The following is a 12,221-nucleotide window of genomic DNA, read 5'->3' on the forward strand; positions in this document are numbered from 1 at the left end:
TATGCGTCAGAAAACCAAGTCAGCGCAACCACAAAATACTGTACATAAAGACATGGCCCGGGATCAGCTTGCCCGGGGATTTACTCCAGAGGCAGTCAACCGGCTGCGTCAGCTTCTCGAGCAAAACAAACGCGCGAGGGAAGGGAATGAGTAATACCGCCGAGATCATCAATTTCCGCGCTCGTAGTGAGCGTGAGGAGCAGCGCGTGGCTGATACCGACGATGGCTATGCCAAGCTGGCTAACATGCTGCTGGAGGAGTATGCAGGCGCGGATCTTACTAAGCGCCAGTTCAAGGTGCTACTGGCTGTCCTGCGGCTGACCTACGGGTGGAATAAAAAAATTGACCGTATCAGCGATTCGCAGATTTCGGAGATTGCTCGCCTGCCGGTTAAGCGCTGCAATGAAGCCAAATTGCAACTGGTTGAAATGAATATTCTTATCCAGCGTGGCCGCCAGTTTGGTCCAAACAAAAACGTCTCTGAATGGCGCATCCCTCAAAACGAGGGATTATCCCTCAAATTAGGGGATGAAAACTCCCTCAAATTAGGGGGGCGCTATCCCTCAAAGCAGGGGGACACCAAAGACATTATTCCTAAGACAGTAAAAACAGATCCCCCTAAAGCCCCCAAGGGGGAATTTTCGGAGGAGGTAATCTCACAGGCAAAACAGGTCCTGGAGTATTACAACGAACTTACAGGGACCACCTGCCGCTCTGCAGAAGCCTTTGCCGTTTTACTGACTGAACGTTCCGCCCGGGCCGCATACACAGTGGACGACCTGAAGCTGGTGGTGCGCTGGGTTGTGCTCACCTGGAAGCGCCGCAACGGCAACGGCACCGTGGCCAAGCCATCGAACATCTGCCGGGTTAACCGCTTTGACGGGTATCTGGCTGACGCATCCGCATGGTTGGATACCTACGTTGAGATTGACTGTGCAGCTGTGGTCGATGCTTACAACGAACTGGCTGGCGAACGCATGCCTCCAGCAGAACTGGACAGCGACCGGGAAGTGATGATCCGCGAGTTCGTCACGCACATGAGCAAGAAAACCGTGGAAGCCTTCCGCGCGTATTTCTCTGCGTTCCTGGCCGAGGCCCGCCCGTATTACTTCGGTGAAAGCCCGTCTGGCTGGCGCGCTAACTTCGATTACCTGATGAAGCCTGACACGCTACGCAAGGTACGGGAGGGTTCACTGTGAGCGACCTGTATCTCGAAGCCAGCGTGATCGGCAGCCTGCTGCACGCAGGGCTTACACCGGATGCCAGCGATGTGTTGAATACTCTTGACCCGAAAGCGTTTACCCACCCGTTCTACGTGAAACTGTACGTTGAGATTAAGCGCCAGGCGACCCAGCGCAAGATGATTGACGCGCTGCTGGTGGCAAATGCAATGGGTGACGAACCGGGTGTATTTGCCGATGTCATGGAAACTGTGAAAACCATGCCCAGCGCAGCAAACCTTAAAGGGTATGCGAAAAGCCTGAATGAGAAGTTTGTGATCCGCAGCTTCGCCCAGCTTATGGAAACTAGTTACGACAGCATTACCGGGGCCAACAACCATGAGCAGGCTATGGAGAACATCCAGGCGTTTACCAGCCAGGTAATGGCGCTGGGTCGACCCGCTGACGAGGTGGTACCGGTTCGTGTTGGTGATCTGCTTGATGGCTACATGGACACGCTGGAAAAGCGCGTCAGTGACGGAGACGAGTCATATACCGTTAAAACTGGCATCGAATCCCTGGATGAAATCACCGGGGGGCTGAACGACACCGACCTGATCATCATCGCTGCGCGTCCAGGCATGGGCAAAACCGAGCTGGCATTAAAAATCGCTGAAGCAGTGGCGCAGCGCATGATCACTCTCGGTACCGAGCAGGTAAAACGGGGGGTGCTGATCTTCAGTATGGAGATGCAGGCACAGCAGATTGTCGAACGCCAGCTGGCAAACGCCTCGAACGTATCGGTATCAATGCTGCGTAAAGCTTCCCAATTGGATGATGAGGACTGGGGCCGGATCTCGATGGGGATTGGTCAGCTGGCAAACCTCGATGTGTGGGTTGTTGATGCCACTAACCTGAGTATTAACCAAATCCGTGCAGTGGCCTCACGTCATAAGCGCGCTTATCCCGGCCTTTCGCTGATCATGGCTGACTACCTCGGCCTCATTAAAAAACCTGCTGCTGAACGTAACGACCTTGCGATCGGGGAAATTACCCGTGGGTTGAAAACAATGGCGATGGAAGAAAAAACGCCGGTTGTGTGCCTCAGCCAGCTTTCGCGCGACGTTGAGAAACGGCCAAACAAACGCCCTGTAAACGCGGATCTGCGCGACAGCGGCAGTATTGAGCAAGATGCAGACGGTATCTGGTTCATCTACCGGGACGGCGTTTATAACCCGGACAGCCCGGCGGCTGATATTGCTGAAATCATCGTTGGCAAGAACCGACATGGGCCAGGCGGCACGGCTTATCAGCGATTCCATAACGGTCATTTCAAAGACATTGACCAGGCAGAGGCGGCACAACTGGCTCGCGAACGCCCATCACACAGCAGCAACGCCCAAAGGAGAGATTTTTGATGCAGGTTTACGATATTTGCCCTCTGCCAAAGCCCCGGCAAACGCAGCGCGACCGATGGGCTAAGCGTCCGGCCGTTCTGCGGTACCGGGCGTTTTGCGACGAAGTACGCCTGCGCGGTGTAGTGCTTCCCGTCTGCCGCTCGCACGTCACGTTCGTGATGCCCATGCCGCCCAGTTGGAGTAAGAAAAAGCGCGCGGCACACGCTGGCCAGCCGCATCAGCAGAAACCGGATGCCGACAATCTGCTCAAAGCGTTGATGGACGCCATCTATCACGACGACTGCGCGGTGTGGGATGTGCGCGTTACAAAGCTGTGGGGCGAAACCGGCAGCATCAAAATTATCGAAACAGCCTGAGGAGGCCGTATGCCAGAACTGACCGTGATACAGAAAAATGTCTGCCGCTTCATCAGGGATTTCTCTGCTGACAACGGATACGCACCGTCGCGTCAGGAAATGTGCGACCACTTCGGCTGGAAGTCCTGCAACGCCGCAGAGGCCCATATCAAAGCGCTCATGAACAAAGGCGCCATATCAAATAAGCCCCGCAAGCCGCGCACGCTCAAGGTGCTGATCGACGTTTGACCGCAGTGAAGCCGTGACAGCAGTAGAGCCAGATAAGAAAAACAGACCGAAACGATAAGGGGAAACAACAGTGAGAATCGAAGCCGTGTTAAAACATTTCAGTCCAAAAAGCCTGATGATCACCGACATCCCCGGCGCGACCGCATCGGAGAACCTAAGCGGCACTGACGTGATGGCCGCTATCGGCATGTGCCAGGCGTCCGCCAGTTTCGGTATGAGCGCTTACCTCGGTAAAGCGGGCATCAGCCAGCACGATCGGGAAGATGCCGCCAAAGCACTGGCGCTGTATGCCCGTAAAACCGCCCCTGCGCTTCTCAGTAAGGCCGCTGGCAGAAAAATGGGACAGTGCATGATAGTGCTGGCTAAATTCGCCTACGACGATTACGCGCGTTCTGCTGCTGACACCAAAAATTGTCCTGACTGCCGGGGGCGAGGTGTCACGAATACACTGGCAAATGTCATGACGCATCCGGGGTGTGGGGAGAAAACTCCGCCAACTTATCAGTTGCAGCTGGTGGAAAATCAATGCGTGACATGTCACGGCAAAGGAAAGCTGTCAGCGCGCTGCCGCTGCGGTGGTACCGGGCGGGTTCGTGACATCGAGAAATCAAAGCTGGTGGGTGCTCCGGTTGAGAAAGATTGCGAGCGGTGCGATGGGCTTGGATTCAAGCGCCAGCCTTCCACGCTGGCGTTTACCGCCATCAGGCACCTGGTCCCTGACCTAAACGAACGCACGTGGCGCCGCAACTGGAAACCGTTCTATGAAAAGCTGATCACTAAGTGCGAGATTGAGGAGAGTTGTGCAGGGGATGAGTTCCAGAAAATTACCCGCTGATGAACAAATTACAGCAAATGCCTATTGCTTTTTGTCCGAAATTGGATAAATATCTCTCCCATCGTGGGATTTTAATGCCCACAGACAATTAAACGAATTCGAAGGCTCCGCAAACGCGGGGCCTTTTTTCTTTCTGCGTGCTGAAAAGAGTTGCTGGATAAGTGAACGAGAGTTATTTGTGTGTCACGGTAAGAATTAGGAAAAAGACATGCAAAACCAGCAACATATGACAGAGGCAGCAAAGGCTGTTTTAAATGAATTGAATGATATTCCGGCTACTGCCGGGGAAATTGCACAGAATACGTACCTGACGCTTGAGCGCTGCCAGTTGATACTTACGCAGTTGGTGATGGCAGGTTTTTCAGAGTGCGTGTTCGGATGCTATAAGCGCCTCCACTAACGGAGGCTTATGCTGTGAAATGGGCGGCTGGTAGATGTTGGTAGCATCGACCAGCCATTCTCCCGTTGAAGAGATCACGGGTGAACCAAGGCCCACCGCTTAGTCGACAAGCGAGAATGAGCCTATCAAAAAAGGCCCAAACGATCCATGAAAAACACTGGTTATTTATCCAGTATAGAGTTGGTGAACGCTGACTCACTCTCTTACATCAAAACTCTGCCTGATAACTCCATCGACCTCATAGCCACTGACCCCCCGTATTTCAGGGTAAAGGATTGCGCCTGGGATCGTCAGTGGGAAAATATTGCTGACTATCTGGCCTGGCTGGATGAGTTTCTTTCCGAATTCTGGCGTGTTCTGAAGCCGAACGGCAGCCTGTATATGTTTTGCGGCTCAAAACTGGCGGCTGATACTGAGTTGCTTGTGCGCCAGCGAATGCAGGTGTTGAATGTTATCACCTGGGCTAAACCCAACGGGCCGTGGTTGAGACAGAATAAAGAATCCCTACGCGCATTTTTTCCGGCCACTGAGAAAATCATCTTTGCCGGACATTATGGGTCTGAAGGTTTCGCGAAGGGGCAGGCGGGGTATGCCTCAAAGTGTGCTGCACTAAAAGGTCAAGTCTTTGGGCCTCTGATTGATTACTTCATCAGTGCGCGTGAAGCTCTGAATATCTCAGCAAAAGAGATTAACCAGGCCACTGGAAGCAAGATGTGTAGCCACTGGTTCTCGCGGTCGCAATGGCAGCTTCCCAATCCCGCCCAGTATGAACAGCTGCAAATGTTGTTTGAGCGCAAAGCAAGGGAGATGGGTATCACCAGCCCGCTGGTGGGTGACCATTCTGGCCTTACTGAGAAATACCAGGGTTTACAGGCGCAGTATTCAGCGTTACGCGACGAATATGATGATCTTCGCCAGCAATATGAAAACCTGCGACGTCCTTTCAGCGTCACCCGAGACGTGCCTTATACCGACGTCTGGACATTTGCACCTGTTGCCAGCTATCCCGGCAAGCATCCCTGCGAGAAACCAGCGGATCTGATGGAACACATCATTTCAAGTAGCAGCAGGCCGGGGGATGTTGTTGCTGATTTCTTCATGGGATCGGGGGCAACTGTCAAAGCGGCTAAGAAGCTGGGCCGCCGTGGGATCGGTGTCGAGCTTGAAGAAGAGCGTTTTTTACAGACTAAAGCAGAGATAGAAGCAGAATAAAAAAATGCGTCCACTGCGTCAGTGCGGGCTATTAATGTGAAAATGCACCCACACAGTGGCCTTTCAGCTTTTATGGGATGTCACGATGTGGGGCATAGAGCTTTCCTTCAACAACGATGGCAAGTGGCATTCACTGCATATTTCAAGGCTGCCATAGAGCTTCCTTATTTCGTTTCAACGCCATCCCAATCCATAACTTTCCCCTGATTTCACTGCGGGGTGGCGTTCTTTTATTCCCTTTCCCATCACACACACGGCACCAACGGCAATCGCCGAGGTGAGAATATGAAAATGGATCAACAACCTGGCAATATCGTCACCCAATTCTTTGCGTGGCTCGGGATCATTGCGTCGGGCCTCGGATGGTCCACCCAAGAACTGATTTATTTCATCTTCGGTGCTGTGGGCCTCGTCATTTCACTCGCTTCATATATCAACGGGCGTATTGATGCCCGGGCGGCCCGGAGAGAAGACGAGCGCCGGACAAAAATCATGGAAGACTACATCCGCGATGTTCAGCAAAAACCATTAGAGCAGCGCCCCAGTGCTGTTGAAGTCATCTCTGAAGCAGCAGCAAAAGCAGAGGCGTGAATGGCAAACCTGAAAACAAAGCTGAGCGCTGCGGTTCTGGCGCTAGTGGTCGGTGGTGCGTCAGCCCCGGTGATTCTGGATCAGCTGCTGGACGAGAAAGAGGGCAATCACCTCACGGCTTACCAGGACGGTTCGAACATTTGGACAATCTGCCGTGGTGTCACCCGCATTGATGGCAAGCCTGTTAAACCCGGCATGAAGCTGACCTCTGAAAAGTGCAGGTCCGTTAATGCTATCGAGAATCGCAAGGCTTTGGCCTGGGTTGAGGCTAACGTACGAGTCCCTCTGACTGAGCCACAGAAAGCGGGTATTGCCTCTTTCTGCCCGTATAACATTGGACCGGGCAAGTGCTTCACTTCAACGTTTTACAAAAAGCTCAATGCCGGGGACAAGCCGGGTGCCTGCGCTGAGATTAAGCGCTGGGTGCATGACCGGGGGCGCGACTGCCGGCTGACGAAAGGTCAGGTGAATGGCTGCTATGGTCAGGTCGAGCGCCGGGATCAGGAAGCCGAATTAACGTGTTGGGGGTTGGATAAATGACGTGGCGAGCTTTCATCATCACTCTGGCAGTGATAGTGGCTATCTCCATCGGCTATGGAGAGGTTCGCTACCTGAACGGCTGGTATGCGCATTCAGCGAAGGTTAACGCCGATGCCGCGAAGAAGGTTACTAAAGCCAATAAGGCGCTTGAACCAGCAGAGGCGAAGGCGGCAAAAGCACAGGCCGAAGCAACTGTTATTTACCGGACAATAACCCGTGATGTGGTGAAATATGTTCAAGACCCGAATCGCACTGTCTGCAAGTTTGATCCTGATGCTGTCAGCATGCGGCAACGCGCCATCGACGCTGCCAACAATATCCCAGGATTTGATGCAGGAGCCGTGCAGACTCAGCCCGGCCGGAAGTGATAGCGATGCTGACCTGCAATCGGATGTGGAGAGTGCTGCATGCGTTGCACAGCTACGCCTGAACAACTACCGATGGCAGGAATGGTATAAGGCAGCACAGTGAGCATCAATATGAGCGAATCAGAAGCGGGATATGATCGCCCCTCGCCACATGGCAGTTTACTGAATGAATTCCATCCGTACACACGTCTTATTCCCGCCCCGGAAATCAACGATTGGGTTAGCGATCAAATCCTTTCTGCTGATGGACACCTGCATAATCCTGATCATATTCACTTAATTGACGCTGATATCCGCTTTATGTGGGCATCCTCTGCGTTCACGAAAAAAGGGCGCACCGTGCTGGGCCAGGCGGAAGAGGTATCTATGCGCGCCGGTGGCTGGCAGAAGGCCCGCATGGAACAGCAGATGCATGAATGGTTCGGCGAGGTGCCGAAGTACATCATCACGCTGGCTGCCGACTTCTGCGCGCAATGTACGGATCTGGAGTTCTGCGCATTGGTAGAGCATGAGCTGTACCACATTGCCCAGCAGACGGATGAATTCGGCGCACCGGCATTCACCCGGGAGGGCCAGCCGAAGCTGACAATGTGTGGTCATGACGTGGAAGAGTTCATTGGTGTGGTACGGAGATACGGTGCCAACAACGAAGTACAACAGCTGATCGACGCCGCATCGGAGCGGCCGGAGGTGGCGAAATTAGACATAGCCAGAGCGTGCGGTACCTGCATGCTGAAACTGGCCTGATTACCTGGACTGACCTGGACGGATGGTGAATTATGGCGGCGCTAAAAAATGACGTTAAAGCGTACATAGTTCAATCGCTTGCGTGCTTCGATACTCCCTCTCAGGTTGTCGAATCTGTCCTGGTAGAATTCAAGGTGAAGATCAGCCGCCAGCAGGTCGAATCCTATGACCCCACGAAGGCCAGCGGCAAAGCACTCGCGGCACGCTGGGTCGAGATGTTTAACGCTACCCGCGCGCGCTTCCAGAACGAAATTGCCGACATCCCGATCGCGAATAAAGCGTACCGACTTCGTGTGCTCGATCGCATGGCGACCAAAGCCGAGGGAATGAGGAACCTCTCTATGACCGCTCAATTGATCGAGCAGGCAGCGAAGGAGTGCGGCGACGCTTACACGAATAAGCAAAAGGTGGAGCATACCGGGGCGAACGGTGGCCCAATTGAATCGGCCACCCTGACAAAGGAAGAATACAAGAAAGCTCGACAGGAGATGCTGGAGGATGACGACTGTTGAGCAGCGGAACTATGCCCGCAAGATAGAGTGTGAAGAGGACGGGCTATATTACTCCCGCTACTTCTTCAAACAGCGCACCGGCGGCAAGATGATTGTCGCTCCGCATCATAAGGTGATTCAGGACACGCTGGACCGAGTTATATCCGGTGAAATTAAGCGCCTGATCATCAACGTTCCGCCTGGCTACACGAAGACCGAACTGGCCACCATTAACATGATGGGGCGCGGTCTGGCGCTGAACCGCCGCGCCCGCTTCATGCACCTGTCTTATTCGCACAATCTGGCGCTGCTGAACTCCTCAACCACGCGCGGCATGATCAAATCGAAACTCTACCAGGCTATGTGGCCGATGGAGTTGCGCGACGATGCCGACAGTAAGGCGATGTGGTGGAACGAGTTCGGCGGAGGCGTGTACGCCTCTTCGGCAGCTGGTCAGGTTACTGGCTTTCGTGCCGGGCACATGGAACCAGGCTGGCAGGGCGCGCTGATCATCGATGACCCGGTCAAACCCGATGACGCATACAGCGAAATCGTGCGCGACGGTGTGAACAACCGCTTTAACGAAACCATCAAATCGCGACTGGCCGTCGAAACGACGCCGATGATCGTGATTATGCAGCGCATTCACTACCACGACCTGAGCGGCTATCTGCTGCGTGGTGGTAGCGGCGAGGAGTGGCACCACCTCAATCTCCCGGTAATCATCGACAACAGCCAGAGCTATGCCGATGTGTACCCCGAGAACACCCACGCTATACCCATCGACCATGGCCTGCCTGATGGCTGGCTGTGGCCGTTTAAGCATAACGAGGCGCACCGGGTTTCTCTGTTCTCGCACCGGCGCACCGCCGACGCGCAGTACATGCAGAATCCGAAGCGCTTCAATGCCGAGGGCGCGCTGTGGAACGAGGAGATGATCAACGCCGCGCACGAAATGCGGATCACGCAAGAGCTTGCGCGAACGGTGGTCGCCATCGACCCGCAGGCCACCAATAGTGATGAGAGCGATGAGTCAGGCATTGCGGTTGCCAGCGTTTATGGCAGCGGCGATGAACGCCAGTACACGCTGGACGCTGACTACAGCGGAAAATACTCCCCGAACGGCTGGGCTACCCGCGCTATAGAGGCGTATCACCATCACGATGCTGATGCGATCGTCATCGAGACAAACCAGGGTGGTGATATGGCCGAGGACACACTGAAAAATGCCGGATTTACCGGGCGCATCATCCGTGTGCACGCCAGTAAGGGTAAGTATGCCCGCGCCGAGCCTATTTCAGCGCTCTATGCTCAGGGCCGTGTGGCTCACCGGGGCAGCCTCTACCAGGTGGAAAACCAGTTTATGGAATATGTGCCTGCCACTGCCAAGAAATCACCTGACCGACTCGACGCAGCCGTTTACGCGCTGACCGAACTGTCTGAACCACAATCAATCGGCATGTTGGTGCGCTCGCGCTGACGGAGGAAACCGTGAACGAAAGCCAAATGAAATCGCAGAGAGCCAACAACTCGGTGATCGAGAAGGAGCGGGTAAGAGTGCTGGCCTCGCTATTCAACGGAACCAGCAATACTAAGCGCCAGCGCCTGTATCAGGAGTTTGGCTACCCTGTCGAACTGACATTTGAAGACTTCTATCGCGCCTACACCCGAAACGCGATCGCCGGTGCATCGGTTAGCCGCATGGTTGATGGCTGCTGGGAAGACTTACCAGAAATTTACGAGGGAGACGAAACCAAAGACGCGACCAAACAGTCAGCGTGGGATAAGAGCATCAACAAGCTGCTGAAGCGCTGCTGGAAGCAGATTAAAGGCGCCGACCGCCGCAATCTGGTGGGCCGCTATGCCGCGCTCCTGATCCAGGTGAAGGACAGCAATCCATGGAGTGCACCGGTCGATAAGACCATCGTTTCCCGCATGGCTGAGAAAGCGCTGGTAAAGCTGATCCCCGCATGGGAAGCGCAGATTGAGCCGATAGAGTGGGACAGCGACCCGGATAGCGAGACGTTCGGCGATGTGAAAATGTACTCGTTCACGGAACTGTCAGTTGGCAACAATCAGGACGCGCGGCCAGGGCGAATTATCAACGTCCACCCGGACCGTGTAATTCTCCTGGCTGAAGGCTCTGAAGATGGGTCTATCACCTCCGGCCGGTCGATGCTCGAGGATGGCTTTAACAAGCTGCTGGATATCGAGAAGGTGAGCGGCGGCGCGTCGGAGGGCTTCTTAAAGAATGCCAGCCGACAGCTGAACTACTCATTCAGCGAAAAAACCAACTTTGCTGCGCTGGCCAAAGCGCTCGGGGTGCCGGAGAGCCAGCTGTCTGAGGGGCTGGATATGCAGGTACGCCGGCTGAACGACAGCACCGACAGCGCGAGCTTCATGCAGGCAGGTACTGCTGAGGTGCTATCAGTAGCCGCTGCCGACCCCGAACCAACGTGGCGAACGGCGCTGAGCGAGTGGTGCGCCACCGTGCCGATCCCGATGAAGGAGCTGGTGGGCATGCAGACGGGCGAGCGCGCATCCACAGAGGACGGCAAGAGCTGGGCTAAAACCCGCATGTCGCGGCGCAATGGCATTCTCACCGAGTTCATCACCGATATCATCACGCGCTTTTGGACGCTGGGGATCGTCCCGGCGCCCGAAGGTGATGAAATTACCGTCGGCTGGTCCGATTTACTGGCGCCAAGCCGCGCCGAGAAGATTGCGAACATGTCCGCTATGGCCGATGTCGGCGTGAAGACGGCCAGTGCCTTCGGCAGGTCTGCTATAACCGAAAACGAGGTGCGCGCCGAAGGCGAGATGCAGGCAATAACCGATCCGGGTGATGATGATGGCGAACCAAAGCAGCAGCGTCCTGACCCTCTTGCCGACGATGAGTCTGAAGCCGAAAAGTCCGGTAGTGCCAAGGTCGCGTAATGATCCGACGATGTCAGGCAGTGCAGTCAGCCGGATGGCAAAGGATATTGATGAACGGTATTACCAGATAAAGCTGGCGCTCAAGGCGCTGTTCGACGAGCGCATGACCGGGCGGGAGCGTGAGTGGAACGGCCAGAAATGGAATTTCCTCTGCCACCAGTCCGGTGATATGCCAACGCTTTACGCGGCGAATGCCTCCACCTTTGTCTATGACATGACGGCGGCGCAGATCTCTGACCTCTTGAAGATTGTTCAGACCATTCTTGATGATTATCTGCTGGAGGGTGGAGAGCAGGACCTGTGGTCGCTGCAATACGTAGCCGCAGAATACGAGCGCGGCACGCACCAGGCGTTCACAAACCTCTCGACCCAGTCTCAGGCATACGCCCAGCAGACCACCATGGCACAACTGCTGAGCAGCCCCGCTTACCAGAACCAGATAGCAGCAGCCTATGTGTCTACCTACAGCGACTGGAAGGGCTTAAGCGACGCCGCGCGCACCGACCTGGCTAATGTGCTTTCAGACGCCATCGGTCGGGGTGTCAATCCTCGCGACACTGCCAGGGTGATCAGCAAGCGCCTGGATGTGTCGATGGCCCGGGCAAAGAATATTGCCCAGACAGAGCAGGTTGGCGCGCTCCGACAGGCGCAGTGGGCTGAAACCGACTGGAGCGCTGAACGGCTTGGACTGCGGACCGCGCTGCTGTGGATCTCTGCGCTGAAGCCAACCACGCGCCCCTGGCACGCATCGAGGCATGGACAGGTATACACGACTGAAGAGGTGCGAGCCTTCTATGCCGTGAACGGCAACCGCTACCGCTGCTATTGCAGCCAGATACCGTGCCTGGTGGACGAGAAGGGCCAGATAGTGAATCAGGGGCTTATCGACCGCCTTATCGAAGAGAGAAAGCAGTGGAAGAAGGCTGCCTGACAATTCA

Annotated in this window: 15 protein-coding genes; all 15 read left to right on the top strand. The window is 54.9% G+C overall.

What is annotated here, in order from left to right; all coding sequences use genetic code 11:
* Positions 1-146 precede the first annotated feature (146 nt).
* The 15 genes from FVB43_RS24800 (at position 147) to FVB43_RS20825 (ending at position 12,214) form a co-directional block, all read left to right on the top strand.
* Positions 147-1,199, top strand: coding sequence for a replication protein (locus tag FVB43_RS24800; RefSeq protein WP_167864665.1), 1,053 nt, complete (start codon positions 147-149; stop codon positions 1,197-1,199).
* Entirely contained in the window at positions 1,196-2,578 is a 1,383-nt protein-coding gene (locus FVB43_RS20760; RefSeq protein WP_167864666.1) for a replicative DNA helicase, read from the top strand. The genes FVB43_RS24800 and FVB43_RS20760 overlap by 4 nt, the downstream gene beginning before the upstream one ends.
* On the top strand, positions 2,578-2,934 hold the full coding sequence (locus tag FVB43_RS20765) for a RusA family crossover junction endodeoxyribonuclease (protein ID WP_167864667.1): 357 nt from the start codon (positions 2,578-2,580) through the stop codon (positions 2,932-2,934). The genes FVB43_RS20760 and FVB43_RS20765 overlap by 1 nt, the downstream gene beginning before the upstream one ends.
* Before the next feature lie 9 nt (positions 2,935-2,943).
* Positions 2,944-3,162, top strand: a complete 219-nt coding sequence (locus FVB43_RS20770; RefSeq protein WP_167864668.1) for a LexA family protein — start codon at positions 2,944-2,946, stop codon at positions 3,160-3,162.
* Positions 3,163-3,232: 70 nt separating this feature from the next.
* Positions 3,233-3,997: an antitermination protein Q gene (locus tag FVB43_RS20775; RefSeq protein WP_167864669.1), complete on the top strand. Its 765-nt coding sequence runs from the start codon at positions 3,233-3,235 to the stop codon at positions 3,995-3,997.
* 208 nt (positions 3,998-4,205) lie between these two features.
* On the top strand, positions 4,206-4,397 hold the full coding sequence (locus FVB43_RS20780; protein WP_167864670.1) for a TrmB family transcriptional regulator: 192 nt from the start codon (positions 4,206-4,208) through the stop codon (positions 4,395-4,397).
* Positions 4,398-4,544: 147 nt separating this feature from the next.
* Positions 4,545-5,609, top strand: a complete 1,065-nt coding sequence (locus FVB43_RS20785) for a DNA-methyltransferase (RefSeq protein WP_167864671.1) — start codon at positions 4,545-4,547, stop codon at positions 5,607-5,609.
* 285 nt (positions 5,610-5,894) lie between these two features.
* Positions 5,895-6,200 carry a hypothetical protein gene (locus FVB43_RS20790; protein WP_167864672.1) on the top strand — a complete coding sequence of 102 codons (306 nt, stop codon included), beginning with the start codon at positions 5,895-5,897 and terminating at the stop codon, positions 6,198-6,200.
* A complete protein-coding gene (locus FVB43_RS20795; protein WP_167864673.1) occupies positions 6,201-6,740 on the top strand; it encodes a lysozyme in 540 nt (179 codons plus the stop codon).
* On the top strand, positions 6,737-7,108 hold the full coding sequence (locus tag FVB43_RS20800) for a hypothetical protein (protein ID WP_167864674.1): 372 nt from the start codon (positions 6,737-6,739) through the stop codon (positions 7,106-7,108). The genes FVB43_RS20795 and FVB43_RS20800 overlap by 4 nt, the downstream gene beginning before the upstream one ends.
* A gap of 111 nt (positions 7,109-7,219) precedes the next feature.
* Positions 7,220-7,855, top strand: coding sequence for a putative metallopeptidase (locus tag FVB43_RS20805; RefSeq protein WP_167864675.1), 636 nt, complete (start codon positions 7,220-7,222; stop codon positions 7,853-7,855).
* Between the two features lie 32 nt (positions 7,856-7,887).
* On the top strand, positions 7,888-8,367 hold the full coding sequence (locus FVB43_RS20810; RefSeq protein ID WP_167864676.1) for a DUF2280 domain-containing protein: 480 nt from the start codon (positions 7,888-7,890) through the stop codon (positions 8,365-8,367).
* Positions 8,354-9,826, top strand: a complete 1,473-nt coding sequence (locus FVB43_RS20815) for a phage terminase large subunit family protein (RefSeq protein ID WP_167864677.1) — start codon at positions 8,354-8,356, stop codon at positions 9,824-9,826. Before FVB43_RS20810 ends, FVB43_RS20815 begins: the two co-directional genes overlap by 14 nt.
* A gap of 11 nt (positions 9,827-9,837) precedes the next feature.
* Entirely contained in the window at positions 9,838-11,283 is a 1,446-nt protein-coding gene (locus FVB43_RS20820; protein WP_167864678.1) for an anti-CBASS protein Acb1 family protein, read from the top strand.
* A gap of 10 nt (positions 11,284-11,293) precedes the next feature.
* Positions 11,294-12,214: a phage minor head protein gene (locus FVB43_RS20825; protein WP_242462172.1), complete on the top strand. Its 921-nt coding sequence runs from the start codon at positions 11,294-11,296 to the stop codon at positions 12,212-12,214.
* Positions 12,215-12,221: the final 7 nt, after the last annotated feature.

The sequence above is a fragment of the Erwinia rhapontici genome (genome assembly GCF_012271765.1).
Classification (GTDB): domain Bacteria; phylum Pseudomonadota; class Gammaproteobacteria; order Enterobacterales; family Enterobacteriaceae; genus Erwinia; species Erwinia rhapontici.